Source organism: Microbulbifer maximicatervae (SeqCode) (assembly GCF_052467065.1).
Window position 1 is genome coordinate 3,197,690 of record NZ_CP174299.1, and the last position, 22,755, is coordinate 3,220,444.

Annotated in this window: 16 protein-coding genes; 11 read left to right on the forward strand and 5 right to left on the reverse strand. The window is 44.2% G+C overall.

Going from position 1 to position 22,755, the window contains the following annotated elements; genetic code table 11:
- The first annotated feature begins 64 nt into the window (after positions 1 to 64).
- From ACJJI1_RS14105 to ACJJI1_RS14150, 10 genes are all read left to right on the forward strand, one after another.
- Positions 65 to 436, forward strand: a complete 372-nt coding sequence (locus ACJJI1_RS14105) for a hypothetical protein (RefSeq protein WP_444957045.1) — start codon at positions 65 to 67, stop codon at positions 434 to 436.
- A gap of 4 nt (positions 437 to 440) precedes the next feature.
- Positions 441 to 2,075 carry a PepSY-associated TM helix domain-containing protein gene (locus ACJJI1_RS14110; RefSeq protein ID WP_444957046.1) on the forward strand — a complete coding sequence of 545 codons (1,635 nt, stop codon included), beginning with the start codon at positions 441 to 443 and terminating at the stop codon, positions 2,073 to 2,075.
- A gap of 489 nt (positions 2,076 to 2,564) precedes the next feature.
- Positions 2,565 to 3,362, forward strand: coding sequence for a right-handed parallel beta-helix repeat-containing protein (locus tag ACJJI1_RS14115; protein WP_444957047.1), 798 nt, complete (start codon positions 2,565 to 2,567; stop codon positions 3,360 to 3,362).
- A gap of 388 nt (positions 3,363 to 3,750) precedes the next feature.
- A complete protein-coding gene (locus ACJJI1_RS14120) occupies positions 3,751 to 4,839 on the forward strand; it encodes a hypothetical protein (RefSeq protein ID WP_444957048.1) in 1,089 nt (362 codons plus the stop codon).
- 110 nt (positions 4,840 to 4,949) lie between these two features.
- A complete protein-coding gene (locus ACJJI1_RS14125; RefSeq protein ID WP_444957049.1) occupies positions 4,950 to 5,975 on the forward strand; it encodes a hypothetical protein in 1,026 nt (341 codons plus the stop codon).
- A 105-nt stretch (positions 5,976 to 6,080) separates the two neighbouring features.
- On the forward strand, positions 6,081 to 7,172 hold the full coding sequence (locus tag ACJJI1_RS14130) for a hypothetical protein (RefSeq protein ID WP_444957050.1): 1,092 nt from the start codon (positions 6,081 to 6,083) through the stop codon (positions 7,170 to 7,172).
- Positions 7,173 to 7,278: 106 nt separating this feature from the next.
- On the forward strand, positions 7,279 to 8,373 hold the full coding sequence (locus tag ACJJI1_RS14135) for a hypothetical protein (RefSeq protein ID WP_444957051.1): 1,095 nt from the start codon (positions 7,279 to 7,281) through the stop codon (positions 8,371 to 8,373).
- A gap of 23 nt (positions 8,374 to 8,396) precedes the next feature.
- Positions 8,397 to 9,428, forward strand: a complete 1,032-nt coding sequence (locus ACJJI1_RS14140; RefSeq protein WP_444957052.1) for a hypothetical protein — start codon at positions 8,397 to 8,399, stop codon at positions 9,426 to 9,428.
- A gap of 341 nt (positions 9,429 to 9,769) precedes the next feature.
- On the forward strand, positions 9,770 to 10,582 hold the full coding sequence (locus ACJJI1_RS14145; RefSeq protein WP_444957053.1) for a right-handed parallel beta-helix repeat-containing protein: 813 nt from the start codon (positions 9,770 to 9,772) through the stop codon (positions 10,580 to 10,582).
- A gap of 622 nt (positions 10,583 to 11,204) precedes the next feature.
- Positions 11,205 to 12,722 carry an MFS transporter gene (locus ACJJI1_RS14150; RefSeq protein ID WP_444957054.1) on the forward strand — a complete coding sequence of 506 codons (1,518 nt, stop codon included), beginning with the start codon at positions 11,205 to 11,207 and terminating at the stop codon, positions 12,720 to 12,722.
- 463 nt (positions 12,723 to 13,185) lie between these two features.
- On the opposite strand, the gene ACJJI1_RS14155 is transcribed toward ACJJI1_RS14150, so the two are convergent.
- The 5 genes from ACJJI1_RS14155 to ACJJI1_RS14175 form a co-directional block, all read right to left on the reverse strand.
- The gene (locus ACJJI1_RS14155) at positions 13,186 to 16,230 is read right to left on the reverse strand and encodes a thrombospondin type 3 repeat-containing protein (RefSeq protein WP_444957055.1); all 3,045 of its coding nucleotides are present in this window, start codon (positions 16,228 to 16,230) and stop codon (positions 13,186 to 13,188) included.
- Between the two features lie 536 nt (positions 16,231 to 16,766).
- Complete coding sequence (locus ACJJI1_RS14160; protein WP_444957056.1) at positions 16,767 to 17,270, reverse strand: GNAT family N-acetyltransferase; 504 nt, start codon at positions 17,268 to 17,270, stop codon at positions 16,767 to 16,769.
- 179 nt (positions 17,271 to 17,449) lie between these two features.
- Positions 17,450 to 18,511: a HupE/UreJ family protein gene (locus ACJJI1_RS14165; protein WP_444957057.1), complete on the reverse strand. Its 1,062-nt coding sequence runs from the start codon at positions 18,509 to 18,511 to the stop codon at positions 17,450 to 17,452.
- A complete protein-coding gene (locus ACJJI1_RS14170) occupies positions 18,501 to 19,415 on the reverse strand; it encodes a peptidylprolyl isomerase (RefSeq protein WP_444957058.1) in 915 nt (304 codons plus the stop codon). Before ACJJI1_RS14170 ends, ACJJI1_RS14165 begins: the two co-directional genes overlap by 11 nt.
- A 105-nt stretch (positions 19,416 to 19,520) precedes the next feature.
- On the reverse strand, positions 19,521 to 21,437 hold the full coding sequence (locus tag ACJJI1_RS14175) for a DUF3604 domain-containing protein (protein ID WP_444957059.1): 1,917 nt from the start codon (positions 21,435 to 21,437) through the stop codon (positions 19,521 to 19,523).
- Positions 21,438 to 21,615: 178 nt separating this feature from the next.
- Here ACJJI1_RS14175 and ACJJI1_RS14180 point away from each other — a divergent pair, with 178 nt between their 5' ends.
- Complete coding sequence (locus ACJJI1_RS14180) at positions 21,616 to 22,659, forward strand: AraC family transcriptional regulator (RefSeq protein ID WP_444957060.1); 1,044 nt, start codon at positions 21,616 to 21,618, stop codon at positions 22,657 to 22,659.
- Positions 22,660 to 22,755: the final 96 nt, after the last annotated feature.

The window sequence follows — 22,755 nt, forward strand, 5'->3', positions numbered from 1 at the left end:
CTGGGCGCTTTTCCACCAAAATTTTTCAGCGATGTCTGCTTCCTTTACGCTTCTTAGCACTTTTATGTTAGCGCTGGGACTGCTGCCTTTTAGCGGCGTATTGGACAAGCCGGGCAAAGTCTTGGCAAAGAAAAAGAAGCGAATTGAAAAAGGGTTAGAAGGCTACAAGCCCCACTGGTGGGTAAAAAGCCTGTGTGCAGTTTTCTTCGGATTGCCCATCGCAATTGCCATTGCTGGATTGATTGCTCTGTGGGGCCCCGGTGATGTAGTGGTTGATGATAAAAGTCAATTCGTGATGTGGTTGATCACTCCTGTCTGGCTCACTTTGGTAAGTCTGGTTTACCTGTTTATTAGTGTCAGGCGTATGTTGTCTCTTTACCTGGGGCTAAATTTGGTGCTGTTTACCCTGTTGTGGGTAGCGAAATTCGGAGGCTAAAAATATGCGCGTTGAATTGATTAAAACTTATAAAAGCGTGCATACCTGGACCGGTATTCTTGCGGGCTTGTTTCTGTATATCGCTTTTGTCGCTGGCGCTCTGACCATGTTTAAAGGGCCCCTCAATCAATGGGCTCTGCAGCCAGAGACCACCCTGCCAAGTATTTCTGTCGATCAGTATGACAGCCTTATTTCCGAGGTTCTGCAGGCGCATCCGGAAGCAGCAAAACAGATGACTGTCCAATTGCCACTGGCGGGTCTACAGGCGGCACCGGTGAGTTGGGAAATAGAGGATGAAGAAACCCATGACCATACTCTCTGGTATGCCAGCTTCGATGAAAAAGGGCAGCTGATCACTCAAAGTTTTACGGTTTCCGCCATTGGCGAATTTGTCGATCATTTACATCGCACTGCCGGTATTCCCGGTGGTGAGGGCCACGATGCTTTTGGTACTTATGTATTGGGTGTTGTGGCGGCGTTGTATTTTGTTGCATTGATTTCAGGGCTGATTGTTTTCCTGCCCACTTGGTTCAAGGACTTATTGGTACTCAGAAAGGGTAAGAACCGCAAGCGCTACTGGCTGGATTTTCACAATGTACTGGGTATCACCTCTCTGCCGTTTCACCTGATTATCGCTTTTACCGCCTTCGTGTTTGCCTTTCATGATCCACTTTATGGTGCTCTGCGCGTGGCGGTATACGGAGATTCCCCCATGTTCACTCGCCCGGCGCCAGCAGAGGTGAAGAGCTTCTCTGAGTTGGTGCCTGTCACAGAGTTGGGAGCTGCGATTCAGGAGCGGGAGCCCAAATTCCAAATGGCGGAAATCCTCTATTTCAATCTGGATACTCGCGGTCCACGCATGCGTGTAGGTGGAATCATGCATGGTGAGGTGGTGCGAGGTGCTGAGTATGCTTACGTGCTAGGCAACCCTTACTTGAGCGAAGTTCCCTACAGCAGCATTCTGCCCAGTAATTTCAATGGTTATAGTGGCACGGTATTGAGCATTTTTTCCCTGCATTTTGGCAGTTTTGGTGGAAGTGCCGTGCGCTGGGTGTACTTTATTCTCGGCATTATGGGAGCACTGATCTTCTTCACCGGCAATCTGCTGTGGATTGAAAGCCGCCGCAAAAAACGCAGAGGGCAGGGGAAACTACCGGTACAAACAACCTCATCAATGGTAATGGCAAGACTGACAGTGGGGGTTGGGCTGGGCACTATTTTGGGTATCGCCGCGAGTATGCTGGCAGTAAAGTGGATGCCTCATGCTCAAGTAGATATTGAGTTTTGGCAGAAAGCCGCTTATTACACAGGCTTTTTATTTGCGCTGGCATGGGTATTTGTTCGTCGTCCCATGGCAGCTGCTCGGCAGCTTCTTGCCTTCTGTGCCGCCACTATCTTCCTGATACCAATTAGCTCACTTATCAAAGGCGAGTTGCTGGGAGCTGCCACCCAGGTATGGGCGGTTGACGTTGTTGCGCTACTGATAGGAGCATCATTTGTTTTACTCTTGATTCATCTTCGCAAGCGGCAGGCAAAAATCGAAGCGGACAGTGTATGGTCTGAACTTGTGGAGAAACCCGCAGTAGAGAGCAGTATTCAAAATCCTTTACCTGATACCCATCCACAGGCATCAGGATAATTAAAAGGGGCTCTATTCAGAGCCCCTTTTTTGATGATATATGGGCATCATTGGAATGATTGTTTTACCTTTAGTTCGTGCCTGATGTCTCTATAGGTATTGCTAGACAGGCTGACTCCAATTCTTGTACTTATGCGCTTATAAATAAGTTGAATTGCCCATTCCTTTTTCATTAGACTTTGATCCTGAGTAGACAGAAAGCGTTTAAAAGCTAGTAGGCTTTGTATCGCTACTTGCTAAATAAAAGGCGCTAATTTAAATATAGGCGTTACGTCGTTTGATGTGCTTGGGTTTTATTAGGTCCTAGGCCGAAAGTATTGTTCAGTATCAATTTGTTTAAATTTAAACCTTTAAGGTATGAGAAAATATTCTTATCGTTAAGTTAATAACCGTAGCTAGACTAAAAAATGCTTCGCCTCCGTTAAAAGTAAAATCCTCGGATGCGAACTTTTTTTAATTGTTGTTTTTATAGACTTAAAGGTTTAGCTCATGAAACTAATGGATGTGAAGCTTCTGGTGTCAGCAATATTGGCTCTTCCTTTTGTGTCAGTGGCTGCGGTGGAGTGTGGAGATACTATTACAAGTGCAGAGATTCTCACTGAAGATCTATTAAATTGTAGTGGTACGCCGGCGCTAACGATTGAGGGTCCAACTGGAAGTTTAGATATGAATGGATTCACCTTGGAGTGTGGAGGTGGATCCACAAGAGGTATTGACGTCCAGGGTAACGCCGCTGTGCTTTCAAATGGAGTGGTGGATGGATGTGCAGTAGGTATTTTTGTAATTGGAGATGGCTTCCACAGCGTGCAGTCGATGACGGTTCAAGATGGTATTAATACCGGTATTTGGTTAGTAAGTGAATATAATATTGTGAGCGGATCTACTGTTACTGATGGTTATACTATAGGTATAGAGGTTTCGGGTGAGAGTAATAGTGCGATTGGAAACTTCCTTGTAGAAGGTAACCAGGCAGCGCCATTTAGAGGTATAGCTATTAATGGTAATAACGCGTTTGTCGCTCAAAATTTTTGTGACAATAACAGTCAAGGTGGGATCGTAATTCAGCCCTCTTCAGGTGGGCAAGTGATACAAAATTCAGTAACAAATGGTGGCCAGACAGGTATATCAATGGAGGGTGGCGGACAAAGCGACTATTTGGTTACTGGAAACATAGCAACGGGTAACCCTGATGGTGATTTGGTTGATTCAAATCCGGATGCCTGTATGTCTACAAATTTATGGTATGGAAATATCTTTGATACGGCTGATCCGAGTTGTTTAGATTAAATAATAATCTATGGAGTAGTCGAATTGTATGGCTGCTCCTTCATTTATTAGTAAGAAATACTCACTCTCTGATTGCTCGCCTGTGTAAACAGGATACTTTCTTCCCACTAGCATACAACTAATCTCTCATAGAAAAACCTTTGTTTCTTATCAATACTGAATTCAGCATCGTTTTATCACTCAAGAAGTATCGCAATATTGTTGTTTGTATGCGAAGTAGTATGAGTTTGACTTATGAAACTAGTCATTCAACTGTCACCGCCCGCCCCTAAGTGGCCCATGCTATGCGCCACGACCTCAATATTTGTTCTACTCAATGATGCTGCGCTCTTGAAAAAATCGTCGTAAAAGCTTTCGAGCTGGACCTGTCATCTTTAAGGAGTATTAGATGAGCATGTACAGACCTGTTGCAGCAACTGTTTTATTTTCAATGATTGGAACTGCCGCTCTTGCCGCAGACCACACCTATGATGTTCTTCAGGTAGGATCGGGTAATACCGCTAACTCAGATCAAAGTGACAATTCTGCTGTTGGTGATACGGTTATCCAAGTTCAGGTGGGTGATGATAATGAGGTGAATGCAACCCAGAACCTATTTACTTCCTTCAGTTTGATTCAGCAATCACAGGTGGGTGATAGTAATTATATTGAGGCAACCCAAGCCGGCTCAGTTTTTTCAAGCATTCTAGTAGAGCAAATTGGTGATAATAACTCAGCGACACCTGCGCAGGAGTTTGCCGAGTTAAGTACTATTTTGATAGTGCAGATTGGGAATAATCATGAAGCCTCATTTACTCAAACAAATACACTGAATGAGTTTATTGGTATTGTTCAGGTGGGAGATACTAACGTTCTGAATGTATCGCAGACTGGCTCAGCAGCAAACTCTATCTCTATGCATCAAGAAGGTAGTGCACAGAGTGCGGCAGTGACACAAACTGCAAGTGTAGGGAATAGTATTACCACTGAGCAATATGGAAGTTCCAATACGTTAAATATAAGTCATACTCTTGCCTTTGACTCTACTGCAATTGTTGCTCAGGATGGTACAGGTAATAGCGTAAATACTCTGCAGCAATCCATCGGGCACTACAGTGAAATTCGCCAGGAAGGCGAAGGCCTGGATGCCTGGCACTCTCAGACTGGCGTCTACAACGAGGCATACTCTCAGCAATTTGGCGAATCAAACAGTGTAGATATTACTCAAAGCGGAGAGTTTGGTGTTGTTTATACGGAGCAGCATGGCAGCACCAATAGTGCTGAAATCGATCAAGCAGGTACCTTTAATAGTGTAGATATTATGCAATTAGGGGGGTCAGGAAACTCTGTTATGGTCACTCAGCTGGCTAGCTTTAATGCCAGCTCCACTTCCCAGCTAGGAAACTCAAATCAGATCACTCTTACACAAGCCAACGCTAATAATAGTGTGTCTACTACTCAAGTAGGAGACGGCAATGTGGGTATGTTAACTCAGTAAATTATAGGTTCTAGTGCTGAAGTGATAAGGGGCATATCTGTCACATTCTTTGGCTCTGTAAAAAAATAGCGGCGGCAAGCCTAATTGCCTGCTGCTTTAAGGAGTTAGTGATGAATTCGTTCAAGCCTATTTCGGTGGGTATTTTAGCTGCGATGGTTAGCGCTTTTTCAGTGGCTGCTGATAACACTTATGAGCTTATCCAAATTGGTAATGGTAATACCGCGTCGGCGGATCAGAGTGAGATAACGGTAGTTGGCAGTACCGTCATTCAGGTACAAATTGGCAATTCTAATGATGCTCAGGTAACACAGGAAGGCTTGACTATATCTAGTACAGTTATCCAACGACAAGTTGGTATCGCCAACATGTCAAATGTACTGCAGGAAGGTGCGATATCTACGACCTCTACAGTTGCTCAATATGGAGAAAGTAATACTGGTAATTCCCAGCAGTTTGATACGGAGGGAGATATAAGTGATATTTTCCAGGTGGGTTCCAGTAATACCATGCTCGTTGAGCAAGACAGTAGTCTTAATAATTCCATAAGTATTGGCCAGTTAGGGGTAAATAACATGGGGTTTGGCTCTCAGAAGAATGCATCTGGTAATGTGGGAGTGATGGTTCAGGTGGGTGAGAATCTCAACTTTATTCTGAGTCAGAATGCTGGTGAGATGAATACTGCAATAGGCTTTCAGGCCGGTAACTTACACGGAATGTCTATTAACCAGAATTTGGCCTCGGCATCTAACTCTGTAGGGATTCAAGCAGGTGGGAATAATAATAGTGCGGAGTCGCGACAGGTAGGTTTAGGACATGATAGTTTTATCTTCCAAAATGGTACCAATCTTGGAGCCCTAACTGAACAAGAGGGGTTATTAAGTACCGCGTATACGGAACAGTTTGGTGGAATAAACACGGCCATAACGCTACAGACTGTTGGGTTTAACACTGCAGAAACACTCCAGTTTAGTGGTTTACTCAATGAATCTTTAATATTGCAATTTAGCGGATTTAATACAGCGGCTGCTGTCCAAACTGGAGCCAGCAATTCTACAAGACTTAGCCAAACAACAGGCGGAAATCTTGCAGGTTCTGCCCAGTATGGTGATAACAATACGGTATTGGGTCTTCAGTAGCGTATTGATTTTAAATTCATTAGGAGATCCAGCCTCCCTCATTATATGGGGAGGCTGTCTAAAACTCACAATATGAGACAATTTTTTCTCCCAAAGGGTTTAGTGATGACTAAATTTGAGCCTCTCTCGGTAGGTGTGTTGCTTGTGATAGTCAGTATATCCTCTGTAGCTGCCGATAACACCTATAACCTCATTCAAGTGGGGTCAGGAAATACAGCAATGGGTGATCAAAGCGATCCCAGTGTTACCAATAGTCTAATTAGCCAAACGCAAATAGGGAATAACAATGATACTACTGGAGAGCAGCAATCATTTACCGAATCTAGCGAAATAGTTGTAGTTCAGTTGGGTCAAGGTAATACTGCAGAAGTTGAGCAAAGCGCTTCTGTTTTAACCAGTATCACAGTTACACAGATTGGTTCGAATAATATTTCATTTATTTCACAAGATGGGGTCTTACTATCTACCATTGATTCCGTACAGCTAGGAGACGGTAATGTCAACGGTCTTGTTCAAGATAGCACTTTAGGAAGTATTATAAATATCGTGAGCATTGGTGATGGTAATAATGCTAATGTGCAACAAAATTCCAGTGTAGATATTTCTGCCAGCGGAATAACTTTAGGTGATTCAAGTAGTATAACAATTACCCAGAGGTCTGGTCAGGTGAGTTCGGCAAGTGGATTTCAGTTTGGGTCAATGAATACTCTATCACTTACTCAGAACGGTGGGGCTGGTAATGCTGAGGTTACAGTGCAAACGGGAAATGCACTAAATGCTCAGACATTTCAGATTTCTGCTAATGGTTCTCGTTCATTTATCTATCAAAATAATAATAATAATTCTTTTGAAAGTCGTCAGGAAAATGTGGGTAACGTTAGTATTGGATTCCAAAATGGAACCAGCTTAGAAGGAATTCAGAATCAGATTGGTAACTTTAGTAGGGGGTTTATCCAGCAATTTGGTGGGCTGAATTTTGCTGAGCTTGCTCAGGGTGGTGATTTTAGCACTTCAGAGATCTTGCAGTTTAGTGGGCTTCTCAATAATGCAGTTGTTGTGCAGCTGGATGCATTTAATACTGTCGGTGTGACACAGACCGGTGATACAAACTCTACCCGTCTCAGTCAGGCTACAGTGGGAAATTTTGCTACCTCTGCACAGTTTGGTGATAGTAATACTATTTTGGGACTTCAATAACTTTATTGATTTCAAGCAACTTAAGTAAATCTATCTCTTCCATTTCTTGCGGAAGTTGTCTGGATTCAGGGTTTTAAGCTGAGTTTGATCTTTTAAGGGAATTATGATGACTGTATTGAAACCTGTTTTAGTAGGAATTCTGGCTGTTGTGGCCAATACGGTTTCAGTGGCTGCTGAAAACACCTATAACCTGATACAGGTCGGATCGGGAAATATGGCAACGGGTGAGCAAGGTGATTTAACGGTTAGTAATAGCCAGATTAGCCAGATACAGATTGGTAATGACAATGAGGTGACAGGTGAGCAGCAGTTGTTTACCGAGTCTAGTGAGATTTATCAGTTACAGCTGGGTGCCAGTAACTCTACCGAATCTAACCAGAGCGCAGCTATATCGTCCACCATTACCATTATACAGATTGGGAACAACAATAGTGCCGAAAATATCGGTCAAACGGGTACTGCACAATCGAGTATTGCTATTACACAAGTTGGTACCAATAACGATGTTGGCTCGTCTCAAGCCGGCGTGGTAGCTGGAGATATTAGCGCAATTTTAATTGGTGACGGCAATAACTCAAGTTTAACACAGGATAGCAGTGTCAGTGACTCTATAAGAGTAACGATAATTGGCGATTCCAATAGAAGTGGAGTATCACAAAATATTGGTTTTGAGAATTCTGTAGTTAATTTTCAGTTTGGGTCTAGAAATGATTCGAATGTTGATCAAAATTTAGGGGTGGCCAATAGTGTTCTTGTTGTGCAGTCGGGTAATGAATTACGTTCTTTTGTAGCTCAGAGTGCAGCTGCGAGTTCGTCCTCACTTGTGAGTCAAAAAAATACCGCAAACTCTTATGCAGTTAGGCAAGAGAATATAGGTAATTTAAGTGTTGGAGTTCAGGACGGTATTGGTCTGGACGCCATGCAGGATCAAATAGGTAATTTTAGTGCTGGGTTAGTCCAGCAGTTTGGTGCTTTAAATTTTGCTGAGTTGGCTCAAAGTGGAGATTTTAGTACATCAGAGATGCTGCAATTGAGTGGATTTCGTAACAATGCTTTTGTTTTGCAGCTGGAGGCATTCAATACAGCTATTACAACACAGGCTGGGGATACGAACTCTACCCGTTTGAGTCAGGCTACAGTGGGGAATTTGGCTAATTCCTCCCAGTTTGGTGACAACAACACAGTTTTAGGACTTCAGTAATCAATATTGTCAGATGAAAGGGAGTGAAGTACAGTTCTCTAATGGCCTGCGTTCTGTTTTCGATTTCCAGTGCAGCAGGGATAGCTGCTGATAATACCTACCAGCTCATTCAAATCGGGCAAGGTAATACGGCACAGGGTGATCAGAGTGGTCCTGGTGTAAATGGAAGTACCATTATTCAACTACAAATTGGTGTTAATAATGGGGCTTCTGCAACTCAAGGTCCTTTTGCTGAAAACAGTACTATTATCCAGCGACAGGTGGGCAGTAATCAATCCGCTAGTGCGGAACAGCTGGAGGCAGCAATTGACTCAATAGCTGTACAGTATCAGTTTGGAGAGGGGAATACGGTAATTTCAGTTCAGGGTGATGTCGACGATAGCTCTACTTTTGTTTTCCAGGGTGGGATAAGTAACGATATTACTATAGGGCAGAATAATGGAGTTGGGAATTCAGCGACGGTTACTCAGCTAGGTGTTGCTAACCAAGGCGCCGTCAATCAGGGCGGTGTTCAAAATAGTTCCGAGAATGAGGTGTTCGTGCTTCAAGTTGGAGAAAGCTTAACTTTCCAGATGAATCAAAGATCGGCAATAGATAATTCTGCTGTAGGGATTCAGTTAGGTGACTCTATGAGTTTGGAGATTACACAAGACTCTGCTTCGGGATCTAGTTCGTTTGCCCTTCAAAGTGGGAATACTAATTCTATTGATTCTACTCAGGAGAATCTTGGTCATGACAGCTATATCCTGCAAAGGGGTACCAGCCTTGAGGTGATACATGAGCAGATTGGTGCTTTTAATACTGCGCTAACTGAACAGCGCGGTGGGATTAATACTGCGGAAACTGTGCAAAGCAATGAGTTTAATTTTGGAGAAACGTTACAGTTAAGTGGTTTGCTTAATAATTCCTTGATAGTACAGCTACAGAGTTTTAATACCGCAGTGGCTATACAGGATGGTGATACCAATCAGTTGAGATTAAGTCAGGCAACGGTTAGTAATCTGGCCACCGCCGTCCAGTTTGGGGACAATAATACCGTGCTCGGCTTGCAATGAGTTTTACTCTCAATGTGTAGAGGTGGGTAGGTTTCTGCTTGTGAAGAACTATTGTTTAATAGCGTGCTCTATATCAAACTAGTCAGCTGATGCGCCTTTTTTCTTCCAGGGGATTCTCAGTGGCGCATCACCTGGCTTAATTTTTCGGAGAACTCTTTTGGCTAGGAATTTTTAGCGTACACATTGGCAGTTTAAGGAGTCTGCTAGGGAGTGAAGGCCTTTAACACTTCACTAAAATCCTCCTCTGTTGGTCTTCGGAGCCATTTAAAGTATTTCTTATAGGCTGCTATTCTTGTTCGTATATCAAAGCTCTTTGACAAATATTTATTCTAGAGGAAAAGATGAACCTGAAGGTATGTGCATCATTGGCATTATTAACAATCTTTATTTCAAAGCCAATTTTCTCTCTGGCAGATGTTCAGTGTGGAGATACGATAACGACAGCAGAAGTTCTCAGTCAGGATATTTCCTGTGATCTTGAAACACAGGTCACAATAGAAGGGCCTTCCGGAAGCCTGGACATGAACGGTTATGTACTTACTTGTGAAGATAGTGATAGCGCAGGGATCTCTCTTGAAGGTTTAGGAGCTGTATTAGTAGGAGGTACCATAGACACTTGTGGAATTTCTGTCTTTTTAGAAGGCGATGGATTTCATTCAGTTCAAGGTTTGATTTCTGATAGTCCAGGGGTGGGTTTTATAGTGGAGAGTGACAACAATTCTATTAATGGCTCAATGTTTCTTTCAGGTGGCCCTGGCAGCATTGGTTTTCAACTCAATGGGGACTTCAGTCGTATTTCAGGGAACTCTCTAAGTGGTAATAGTGATGCTATAGCAGGGATTGTCATTGCGGGTAGTTTCAGTCAGGTTATTCAGAATACCATTGATGAATCTATTTTTGGAATTATTATAGAGCCTCCAACTGTTAATGGATTGGTGGTACAGAATGTGATATCGAATTCTTCAGATATTGGCATCGTGATGGATTTTGATATAGTGGACCCACCTTCAATGAACTACATTATTTCTGGAAATCAGGTGACTGGTAGTAATGGTGAAGGTGATTTGGTAGATGAGACTCCTGATGCTTGCCTCTCCAGTAATACTTGGTTTGGTAACATATTCGATACAGCTAGCCCAAGTTGCTTGGAATAATTGAATTCTTGTTATTGGTGGGAGAATAGCGTGCTGCTTGCTCAATAAGTATGCCATCCAAAGCTATATATATAGCTCTGATTAGAACCTCTTTTGTCTTAGCGCCATGGCTAATATCAGGAGAAGACAAAATGAGACTGTCATTGATATGGGAACGAATTTCACTGATGGTATTTCCGTGTATGCTTGTGAAACTGTAAATTGCGGAAGTGAAGGCAAAAGAAAAGTTGAACAGTCTGGATGCCATACCGTGCCGACCTTTAATTTTAGTAAAGTTTCAAAACCCTTAATGTTGGTAGTTTGTCGTAGTTAACTAATTACCTGAATAATAGTATGCCCACTATATGATTAGTTGTAGTAGTTCAGACTTGACCTGGCAGAACACCTTCTGAAAAATCGGTAACTGTCAGGTCAAGTCTGAACTACTACACTTCAAGGGCTGATATAAATAGCTGCCTTATGGTATGTCTTTACCTACAAAAGCATCACTGACCGCCTTAGTCTAATGTAGTAACAGACCATGGTTTCGAATCTTTCTTAATGCTGATATTTCGATCACTTAGTTGTCATCACTTTATGCTAGTGTTCGCCATAATTCACTGGGGTATTTAAAGAAGTAGTTATGGAGAAAAATGAGCCCGATGGCACTCCAAATCCGCCATTGACTGAAAATGCCCGGTTCAGCGAACACCATTCGGCTGACTATTACATTGACGAAACTCCCGTTTGGTGTGATGGAACCTCGATTCCGCAGAATATTTTTACGCCAATGCAGTGGCGAATTTGGTGGCTTGCGACAGCTGGTAAATTTTTCGAGGGAATGATCGTCTTCATGACTGGGGTATCCCACATTTTAATTGCTAAAGAATTTGGTTTGACCGCCTTTAGTATGGGCTTTGTGACATCGGCGACATTGTTTGGAATTCTGGTTGGAGCGATAACCCTAGGAGGGCTCAGCGATCATTATGGCCGGCGGAAAATGTTCATCGCTGAGATGATCATGTTTATCTTTTTCCTGGTGATATTGACTTTCGCAGACTCTTTTCTCGTGATTGTTATTTCATTATTTGGCCTGGGATTGGCGCTTGGATGTGATTATCCCACTGCTCACATGATGATCTCTGAAAGTATGGCATCACAGATGCGGGGCAGGCTAGTTCTCGGAGCCTTTAGTTTTCAGGCTGTTGGAATTTTGGTGGGTACAGGTCTCGCATTTTTGATCCTCTCTTGGTATCCCTCCCTGGAAGCTTGGCGGTATATGTATGCTGCGGCGATTGTTCCAGCGATTTTGATCACGGTTGGACGTTTCTATATTCCAGAGAGTGCGATGTGGCTTCTGGCTAAAGGTCGCATGCCTGAGGCGGAGAAATCTATCAGCCAACTGTTGAAAAGAGATCCGCCATACCCGTCCAGATTCTTATTGAAGAATGTTGCCACAGCGGAGACGAATGAGAAAAAGATAGGTGAACTATCGAGTATTAAGCATTTACTTCAGGATAAGAATTCTCGAAAAGCAATCAAACTCTCTTCTATTCCCTGGTTTTTGCAGGATTTGGGAACCTATGGCGTTGGTATCTTCACGCCAGTAATTTTAGCGAATGTGTTGGGATATGCGTTACCCCATGCACGCTCCATTTCGGAACTAATCCATAACAAAGTCGAGGCGGCGAAAGGGGCAGCATTAATCGATGTAATGCTGGTAGTTGGCGTTATTCTAGCAATTATATTTGTGGATAGGGTGGGGCGTATCCGATTGCAAGTTCTTGGCTTCCTTGGTTGTGCACTCGGCCTTCTTATTGCCGCCTATGGAGAATCTTTAAATACTAGCCAGCAGTTACCATTCATTTTTGGGGGAATTATGTTGTTCAACTTGATGAATAATTTGGGGCCAAATTCTCAGACTTATCTAATCGCTGGGGAGGTATTCCCGACCCGCTATCGTGGTGCTGGTGCGGGATTAGCCGCATCCATCTCAAAGTTCGGGGGTGTCGCAATCGCATTTTTTTTTCCAATTTTACTTAGCGACATTGGCGCAAGTATGTTGCTTAGTGCGCTAGCCGTGACTTCCTTGATTGGCGCAATGATAACCTGGAAGTACCGGATAGAAATGACGGGGAAGTCACTTGATGACGTTGGCTAATCATTAAAAAAACCATGGGGTTCCTCGTCAAGTACTTCACCTCCGAATGTACAGATACATCTGCATGTTATTGATAATGGCAAGCCCATATTTTTTCTAAAGTCTAATTGCAACTGGAATGGTTTCTGAGAGGCGTTCGAGTGACTATAAGTTTAATTGTCAACTATGGCTAAAAAATAAGCCGGCCAATATATAGTTAACTTACTGGTCAGTAACTATAAGGCGCTCCGCTGTCAATTTGATCAGACCTATCTTGAATGTTTAAAAAAGTTTTATTTTTTAGGGTTTTTGATTTTGTAATTTTTGGTGTATGGGGAATAGGTGGGGGGTAAATAAGTTCTTTAGCTTGCGTTCTTTATTGTTTTAAAGGTTGGAATTGGTTTTCTTTATGTGCTTTATTCCTTTCAATTTAATTGTAAATAAAAAGCCCCGGCGTACCGGGGCTTTTTATTTCTTCTTTTAGTTATGGCTGGCTCACAGGTTTTGAGCAGGCCAGGTAAACATCCAGTTGGTTGTTTATAAAGCTCAAGCCGCTCAAAGATAGCCTGACCTGATCAAAATCACTATTGGTGGTGACTAATAGCAGGCGGTGATTACGTGCACCGTTGACTTTGAATGGGGCCAGACGATATCCGCTGGTGGACTCCCCTGTAGCTACTCCATCCAGGTAAGTGCTGATTGTGATGGTGTTCAGGTAGATGATATCCAGCAGTGGTGTGGTGTGCTCTACCAGGAAACCGACCACATGGCGTCCCTCTTTAACCGAGTGGTGGTTGATTTGAATATGGGCAGAGCCGCCCGCACCGCTGACAACTTCCATTCTGGCTGCATCAGATAGGACACCGTTAAATACCCTTTCTACTGCAGTAATAGAGCACCCATCACAGGGCTGTTCGATACCGTAGGTCAGGTCTGCATCTACACCGTTAACGATCTCCAAGTCTTCAAACGCTGCACAGGACAGGCCTGATTCGAGGTCGCAGGCGTCGCCGATACCATCGTTATCGGAGTCCTCCTGCTCGGGATTGTGAGTCTGGGGACAGTTATCGAGATCGTTTTCTACCTCGTCCCCATCCAGGTCTGCATCGCAAACATCTCCCACTCCATCACCATCAGTATCGGTTTGGTTTGGATTTGGAATCGCGGGGCAGTTGTCGACGGTATCATCAAGACCGTCATCGTCGCGGTCGTTATCGCAGAGATCTCCGGCACCGTCGTTATCGCCGTCTTCTTGCCCTGGATTCGGAATCATTGGGCAGTTGTCGACGTCATCATTAACGCCGTCACCATCCAGGTCTTCGTCACAGGCATCCCCAAGACCGTCACCGTCAGTATCAGTTTGGTCGTTTGGCGTTAGTGGACAGTTGTCATCGGTGTTGTCTGTGCCATCGCCATCGGCATCGCTATCACACTCATCGCCGACACCGTCGCCATCTGTGTCCGTTTGATTCGGGTTGGGAATGGCTGGGCAATTGTCTTCACCGTCGTCGTGGCCATCATTGTCGGTGTCACTGTCATCATCACAAGCGTCGCCGATGCCGTCACCGTCCTGATCGGCTTGATCATCATTTGGAATAGCCGGGCAGTTGTCGGAAGTGTCCGGGACTGTGTCACCATCTCGGTCGCTGTCACAGACATCACCAACGCCATCCTGATCGATATCCGACTGATCGCTGTTGGCAGTATCCGGGCAATTATCGTTAGCGTTATCTACGCCGTCGTTATCGTTGTCGCCGTCGCAGGCATCGCCGATTCCGTCGTTATCACTGTCTTCCTGTAGTGTATTGCTGACGTAGGGGCAGTTATCGTCGTCATTGAAGATACCATCGCCATCAAGGTCTGGATCACAGGCATCACCGACTGAATCCCCGTCAGTATCTGCTTGATTACTATTGGATTCAGTAGGGCAGTTGTCGGCTACGTCATCGACGCCGTCGTTGTCGTCGTCGCTATCACAGATATCGCCACTGCCATCCCCGTCAGTATCGAGTTGGTCTGAGTTGGGTATCGATGGGCAATTGTCGGTATCGTTATCGGTGCCGTCTCCATCCAGGTCGCTATCGCAGGCATCCCCGACACCATCTCCATCCTGATCAGTTTGATCGGTGTTGGGGATGAGTACACAGTTGTCGACGCTGTCAGGTACCTGATCGCCGTCGACATCGGTGTTGTCATCGCAGGCATCTCCGTAACCATCACCATCTGTATCTGTTTGATCTGCGTTGGGTACCAGCGGGCAGTTGTCATTTTCATTTTCAACGCCGTCATCATCGCGATCGCTGTCGCAGGCATCGCCAGTGCCGTCGCCGTCGGTATCGGTTTGATCATCGTTAGCAACGGCCGGACAGTTGTCATTACTATCATCTATACCGTCGCCGTCATCGTCACTGTCACAGCTATCGCCTTGCCCGTCACTATCGATATCGCTTTGGTCTGAATTGGCGGTAGCAGGGCAGTTGTCATCGTCGTTATCAATACCATCACCATCCTGGTCGCTATCACAGGCATCGCCGATACCGTCTTCGTCGATATCACTTTGGTCGGTATTGCTATGGCTGGGGCAGTTGTCGGCCTCATCATCGACAGAGTCATTGTCGTCGTCGCTGTCACAGGCGTCGCCAATGCCATCTCCGTCGTTATCGTCTTGGCTTGGGTTGTGGATGGATGGGCAGTTGTCATCTTCGTTATCGATGCCGTCACTGTCCGCATCGTCATCACAGGCATCACCTATACCATCGCCATCCTGGTCGGTTTGTGAGGAGTTGGCTGCGGTTGGGCAGTTGTCGTCTTGATCGTCTACGCCATCACCGTCGTCATCGCTGTCGCAGGCATCGCCAATGCCGTCTCCGTCAAGGTCGGCTTGGTCTGGGTTGGATACGGCTGGGCAGTTATCCTGGCCATCGTCGTGGCCGTCATTGTCAGTATCGCTATCTTCGTCACAGGCGTCGCCGATACCGTCATTGTCCTGATCTGATTGGTCTGGGTTGGCTACGTCCGGACAGTTATCCAAGCTGTCGGTGTAATTGTCCCCGTCGCGGTCGTTGTCGCACACATCCCCGACGCCGTCGCCATCGATATCACCCTGCTCACTATTTGAATCAGCAGGGCAGTTGTCAGACTCGTTGGGGACGTTGTCGCCATCCAGGTCGCTGTCACAGGCATTGCCTATGCCGTCGCTATCACTGTCGGCTTGGTCCGAATTCGGGGTTTGTGGGCAGTTGTCTGAAGTGTCTGGGTGGGAGTCGCCATCGTCATCAGTATCACAGGCATCACCGCTGCCGTCGCTATCTAAATCATCCTGGTCTGAATTACTAACACTCGGACAATTGTCATTATCATCATCGATACCGTCACCATCTGAGTCTGTGACGCCAGGGGGCGGGAGCAAGTCATCGGCGGCATCGCCCCGGCCTCCATCAGAACCGCAGGCACTTAAAAGCACCAATGAAAATAGTATCGCAATAAGCGAAGGTAGACGCATGGTCATAATCTCCCGAACAAAATCCATTTTTGTTATCTGTCGGACAAGCGCAGTAGACCTATAAAAAATACGCCTGCAATAAATCATTTATGCTGGCGCACTTGGACTCCGGCTTATTTTTAGATAGATGTCATTATTTTGGTTGTGCGTATTTCTAATACTAAAGTTATGGCGCACAACCGTTTATGAGTGTGGTAACTATGCGTTCTTTCTCACTAAAAGTGTGATGAATGGCGAAATTTTGGCGGGATAATTTATGGGTGATAAAGCGTGTAATTAGTGAAGACAAATTTACGCCATAAAATATAATGGAATAGATAATTTGACAGCTTGATTTGCTCTTGACTCTTTCTAAAGTGGAATCTGATTCTGAGCCTGATTAAGCCGCTACTAAGATGGGGAATTACCCCGCCATATCAAGTTGATTATAAATCTTGCAGGCAGGTATTTAGATCGAAGTATATTGGCTAAGGCTTTTTTAATAACACTCTTTGAAATCGCCTGGTGTAAATCAGGTGAGCCAAGGGCATCGGCATCACCTGGGTTTATAAGCTGTGAACTTTCTATTTAAGATTTAACTTCATTTCCATAAGTGATGGTTGGAAGCCAACTTTTTCATAGGCTTTTATCGCTGAGCTATTTTGAGAGTAAACATCAAGGTAGAAATCTTGAACTCCATTCTGTTTACCCCATGCAATTAATTTTTCTATTAGCTTTGAGTTAATGCCCTTTCCTCGGTGCGCTGGTGATACATACATAAATCCCAGATAAGCATGCCGCTCATGATCAAGAGATATTTTTGAGCTTCGAATCTGGGCATATCCCGTTCCAATAACCTCACCTTCGATTTCAACTACCAGAAGATATGAGTCATCAGATAGTATCAACTTTTCTATATCATAATAGAATGCTGATTCAGCTTTAATGGATGAATTGTATGGCCTTTCGGCTTCGATAAGACACTGTTCCAACTTAAGTAAATCAGGAAGGTCTTCTATAAGTGCTGTCCTAAAATTTAACATCTTTATTTTCAGTGGTGATAGATTTGGTAATGAAAACTGCTCCAACTCTACAAAGGCCTGTATCTGACTTTGGTGTGGGCTAACAAAGCTAGACAAATTTCTATTGAGTGGAGGTCAATTCATACTTGTATCTGGCCTCTACTGCAGGCCGTGATCTGTGTGATTGCGTGAGGATAGCAGATTGTAAGTCTTGAAGCAGCTTTTGTGATTCAAGCTTTGTTTGTTTAGGAAATTAGCCCAACGGTCCTTTCAATTACCCAATACCCGCTGACTACTCCAACTGGATAAATAGCGTATTTTGATTGTGTTAGAAAGTGTTGATACAAAATTGAGATCTTCCACTTCGAGAATATCCGCTGAACTATAGATGTTACGAAGATCAAAACCAAGACAAATAATATCTGCCCCAGTTCTACACCTATATTAAAGCTAAATAATGCGGTGATTTTATTGCTGTGAGGAAGGCCTAATTCCGCTAGCGCACTGGCAAAACCAAATCCATGAAGTAATCCAAAGCCACTGGCAACAATCGCAGGATAGCGTCGGGTTAAACTCGTTTTACTCTGTCCATTATGCGCGTATACAATTTCTGCGGCTAACAGCATAATACTCAATGGGATCAACACTTCAACAACATCTACTCTTATGGTGAATAAATCTAAACTTGCGAGTCCCAGGGTGAGGGAGTGGCCTAACGTAAATCCGCTAATCGCTATTAAAGTGCTTCTAAAATTTCTGGCGATAAAGACTAAACATAACACGAATAGTAAGTGATCATAGCCCTCCAATATATGTAAGAAACCTGCTTCAATATATTGTTTGACAAAATCCCAAATAGTTAGGCGGGAAGGTAAATTTATCTCTAAGACCTTGGGGCCATTAAAGAGATTAATAGTGTCACCGTCTGATTTTTCAAAGTGAATTAAGCTCGATAAGGCTGGATTGGCAATGGGGTATGTGATTTTTATTGTTAGGGGATTATATAGCCTTGTAAAATTGTTTGGGTGGGGGTTCCTGCATAGGTAACTCTTCACGTTGGGTCCGGCAGGCCCTGTTATCTCTGGTTGTATTTGGCAGAATTCGCCCTTTAAGTGTATCTCAGGTTCAGTGCCTGGCTGCATGATAGGCGGGACTTTCCATCGAAGGATATATCTACTTTCTGCGACCTCTTTTAACTCAATGTATATCGGTCTTCCATCATGAGCGAAACTAAAATTACTAATTGTTGTAAGTAACAATAAGAATAGAAGGGCTTTGATGATCTTGTAGGAATTTTTAGTTGGCATAGGTGATATCTACAGGTACATATGGTATTGAGGCATCCCTCTCTATTCTGTATCCTGCCAACAGCTCTTGTATCCTAAGTTGTCTGTTTTCCTCCATTTTTTCCCGTCGATAATCCTCAAGCACTAAAGGGGAGGCTTCTCTAAAGTTAGGTAGGCGGCTTGTCTTGTTTTCACTAACCAAAATCAGATGTAGACCATACGAAGATTCAAACGGACCGGACCAGGTGTTCAAGGGTAGCTGAAAGATGCTTTCTGCCAAGTTATCTCCAAAATGGCTGGCTACTAGACGGGGAGTGCGATCTACATAATTCCGGTGAAAGATGAATCTGTCTCCGTAGAAGGCGGATTCCTCGAATGGAACTGACTGCTTTATTAAGTGGTTCAAGCTCTGTTTAACAGTCTTCTCTAACTTGTCCTTAGGATGACGTCTAAAATCAAAGAAAACATGAGTGAAGGTAATAGATGCTTCAATTCGATATTTTTCGTGATGAAGCTGGAAGTAGTTTTCCAAGTCTTCTTCACTAATGTCAGTGTTACTGGAAAAGCCACCATTTACATAGTCCAGCTTTTGAATAAGGCGCCGTCGTATAATCTGATCATGCTTCTGTAGGCCTAGATTAAGGGCTTCTCGGTAAAGTACTTCTTCTTTAATGTAATCATTAATCAGGTTGGACTTTTCTGGCTGAGTCAAGCCCTCCCAATAACGTCGTGCAAAATTTTGATCAAATGTTTTTTTCTGGAATTGAAGGTGCTCAATTAGTATGTCCTCGCTGATAAGCAAGGTATCTTCATAGTTGGTTCCATTTTCCTCTATTAACAACTCTGCGACAATGAATAGTACTAAAGCGACAATAGAAAAGTGTACCAGAGGCTCCCTTTTCAGAATCTCTAATTTCCGCTGCATGAAGCTTCCTCCATTGAAACCTGCAGAGAGTATTGATATCAGTATGCAAGCTACTTTTTTAGATATGCTATTTGCTTGCTGTAGCGTCGAGGTATCCTATCGGTATCAGGGGGTATACCAAATTGGGGATGTATAAGCGCGCTCCTGGATAACAGCAGGTCCTTCAGAGGGTATCTGAATATTTCCGTTGTTAATTTCTTTTACGGCCACTGCATCGTAAAGTGAATGGCGAGGAGTAGGGATTTGTAATACCCGAACATAGTAAAATGCTCTTTCGTTTACATTAAAGCTTGGATCCTGCCACAAGGTCGATAACTCAATAGAACCAATATTGTTAGTGTATTGCCCCGTTTCTCGACTCACGGTATCACCCACTGGCTTTAACTGGCCTTGGTTATTAAGAGTGCGCTCCCCAGACCAAGCAACATTAATTACTTTCTCATGACTTTTTCCCGCTGCGTCCAACCAAGATTTTACCACCTGGATTCGATCCAGATTTGCTCCTTTGGGATCTTTTGTCGCGCGTATAAGTAGCTGAATTGGCTGGTCAGTTCCTTGTGGTTTGACTAAATCACCCCCCATAGGTACTCCATGAGAATAACCTAGTTCAGCAATATTTTCAGCATCGATAGCGTGTTTCGGAAAATTCCAGCCTGCAAAGACGCGCACCTGAATTCGAGGGCCTGTAGTGGCGTATACCTCACGACGTTTAAATGCAGCGAAAAGGCTTTCTCTGGTATTTTCTTCTGCCCAAGCGGCGGCGAGTCCAGAAGCGGACATGTTCCAACCTGTAGCCTTGGTTCCGCCAATGACAGTGTTAGTTCGCTTGCTGCTTGGTACTGAGTCGTGGGCAAACTTGCCCCAAAAGTTGTTCTCCTCCGCAGTTGACATACCAGTGTGTGAATCTGTGGACCCTATGAACCCCAGCTTATAAGGGTTTACACCAATTTTTTTCTGTATTTCCAGCCCAGAGCGCAAGGCCGATCGGACGAAGTCACCTTTGGCAACACGGTACGACTCTGGGTCAGCTTGTAGGTAAAATGGATAATTCTCAAAGTCGGCAAAAGGATCGTCCGGGGAAAGCGTTGAATGGGTTTCTGAGTCCCCCTTAATTTGCGTTATTTCAACCAGGGGCTCCCAGCGCATGCGTGTACGTGCATACTGGATATCAATTGGCTCACCACGCAGAGTGGTTTCTGCAAACATATAGCCTTTGGATACATTGGAGTTGTGGGGAATCGCAATGAATTCACTGCCAGTTCGTTTAGATGTCTCATCTAACCAGTACCACAAATCTTCTGGGTACTGGCTCTGATCAGCCCCAAAAGGAAGATACTGCTTAGCTTTATCCGCCCCATCAGGGGAGACCACAACCCGGTGTAAGTTGGCCCCTGTTGGGGTTGAGCTCCATTCCCAGCCAATAAAACTGGTAAAGGTGCCTGGGTTGTTATGGCGCTCTGCAGCATCGACTATTGCGCTCCATGCACTTGTCCGGGTTTTATCCAAATCACCAAGAACCGGCTCTGGGAACTTGTTAGCCGGGTCCTGGACAGGGTCGGTGGGAGCTACTGTGCCGAGAGCCTTAGCGGGCAGTAACTCATTGAAAATATCCATACCTTCATTCATAGATACTTTATATCGGATATGCTGCTTGGCAAACCAGCGCATCATCGACTGGTATAAGGACATATCGCTGTCTAGCTCATCTGTCTTATTCACCACTGCCCTCATAACACCCAGCCCTTCAGCGTGATCTGAAACCACGAGAAAATCCAGGGGGGTGTCTATACGTACTTTCGCATGAGTGTAGGGGTGAATAACCGGCTGTCCCTTGGCCCAGCGATAAGCAGTGTCTGGAGTTGCCGAATAATTTTGGCTTAAGAAGGCATCGAATGAGTAGGAGGTATGAAGGTGCATATCTCCCCAGAAAACCTGAGTGGGCTCACTAGCAGTAACACTTAGGTGAGTGATGGATAATGTAACCCCTACCAGACGTGCTATTCTTTTTATGGGATTTTTCATATTTCCAATTACCAGCGTCGGCTGGCTATCTTTTAGGCGACTAGATCCTCTTAACATGTCAGGATCGTTAGGATAATCTTGGTAAATAAGGAAGTGATTGATTAGATGCTAATCATTTGGCTTTTAGGTTTCTTTGCAAATAAAGCCAATCTCTTGACCAATTAGGACACACTTGTAGATGGCTGAGTATGGACACACGACCATTGCAACTTGGGTATTACCTATTATTGAGGCCCTAAAACCATTCTGTTCTACCCAAGAAATTTTGCAGCGTGCAGAAATTGACCCTAAATGCATAGTAGATGCGAACCAGAGAATTCCTTTGGAGAATATGAAAAAACTATGGGGACTCGCTGAATCTATATCAGGTGATGATTGTATCGGCCTGCAAGTCACTAAGTATGTCAATCATACAAACCTTCACGCTCTAAGCTATGCCCACTTGGCCAGTAGCTCCATCAGGGAAAGTTTACTAAGATCTGCTCGATTCTCAGAGGTGGTTACCACCGCTATGCGAATCAATGTTCATGATGAGCGGCAACAAGTAGTAGTATCCTGGGAAAAAGTTGACAATTTTCCATATGATCCAAGTATTCACGCTATAGATGCCTTTATGGCTTTGCTAATAAAGTCCATCAGAAAGATATGCCCTGATGTGCATCGTCATTTGATTTCTATTAATCTGGAGAGGCCCAGACCTATCACTCTTGAGCGGCATCAATTGATGTATAAGTGCCCAATTAACTTTTCGGCGGACACTTGTGAGATTAGATTTAAACAAGAGTTTGTTGATCGAAAGCTCTCTTCGGGAAACGATGAGCTGGTCAGGGTCAACGAGCAAGCCCTAATTGGTTACTTGGAGCGTTTGCAGAAGAATGACATAGTTAGCATGACCAGTAGAGTGCTTGTTGATCTGATGGTTACAGGTAATTTTTCACAAGAGGTCGTGGCCAAGGAGCTTGGTATTAGTAGCCGTGGTTTGCATAGAAAGCTAAAAGAAAGAGGTTCCAGTTATCAGGCTGTGCTAGATGAAATACGCCAGTATCAGGCTGTGCAGTACCTTAAGCAAAACGATACCCCGATCACGTCAATTGCCTACAAACTAGGATTCGGTGATACCAGTAGTTTTTCCAGAAGCTTTAAAAAATGGACTGGACAATCTCCACGAGAATTTCGGACTAAGCATAGTAGAGATACCTCAACAGAAATCTGTATAGATTAAGAGCGACTTTATTTATCAATAGAGGAGTCGATTTGTTTGCATTAATTACTCCTAGGGCTATTGGATATTACATATCACCCAGCTAAATTTGGTTGG

Bases quoted from the DNA above. Each gene is read 5' to 3' on its own strand.
- ACJJI1_RS14130 (WP_444957050.1), top strand. From the start codon at position 6,081: ATGACTAAATTTGAGCCTCTCTCGGTAGGTGTGTTGCTTGTGATAGTC.
- ACJJI1_RS14170 (WP_444957058.1), bottom strand. From the start codon at position 19,415: ATGCAGCGGAAATTAGAGATTCTGAAAAGGGAGCCTCTGGTACACTTT.
- ACJJI1_RS14175 (WP_444957059.1), bottom strand. From the start codon at position 21,437: ATGAAAAATCCCATAAAAAGAATAGCACGTCTGGTAGGGGTTACATTA.
- ACJJI1_RS14150 (WP_444957054.1), top strand. From the start codon at position 11,205: ATGGAGAAAAATGAGCCCGATGGCACTCCAAATCCGCCATTGACTGAA.
- ACJJI1_RS14115 (WP_444957047.1), top strand. From the start codon at position 2,565: ATGAAACTAATGGATGTGAAGCTTCTGGTGTCAGCAATATTGGCTCTT.
- ACJJI1_RS14165 (WP_444957057.1), bottom strand. From the start codon at position 18,511: ATGCCAACTAAAAATTCCTACAAGATCATCAAAGCCCTTCTATTCTTA.
- ACJJI1_RS14145 (WP_444957053.1), top strand. From the start codon at position 9,770: ATGAACCTGAAGGTATGTGCATCATTGGCATTATTAACAATCTTTATT.
- ACJJI1_RS14125 (WP_444957049.1), top strand. From the start codon at position 4,950: ATGAATTCGTTCAAGCCTATTTCGGTGGGTATTTTAGCTGCGATGGTT.
- ACJJI1_RS14105 (WP_444957045.1), top strand. From the start codon at position 65: ATGTTAGCGCTGGGACTGCTGCCTTTTAGCGGCGTATTGGACAAGCCG.
- ACJJI1_RS14180 (WP_444957060.1), top strand. From the start codon at position 21,616: ATGGCTGAGTATGGACACACGACCATTGCAACTTGGGTATTACCTATT.
- ACJJI1_RS14135 (WP_444957051.1), top strand. From the start codon at position 7,279: ATGACTGTATTGAAACCTGTTTTAGTAGGAATTCTGGCTGTTGTGGCC.
- ACJJI1_RS14155 (WP_444957055.1), bottom strand. From the start codon at position 16,230: ATGGATTTTGTTCGGGAGATTATGACCATGCGTCTACCTTCGCTTATT.
- ACJJI1_RS14110 (WP_444957046.1), top strand. From the start codon at position 441: ATGCGCGTTGAATTGATTAAAACTTATAAAAGCGTGCATACCTGGACC.
- ACJJI1_RS14120 (WP_444957048.1), top strand. From the start codon at position 3,751: ATGAGCATGTACAGACCTGTTGCAGCAACTGTTTTATTTTCAATGATT.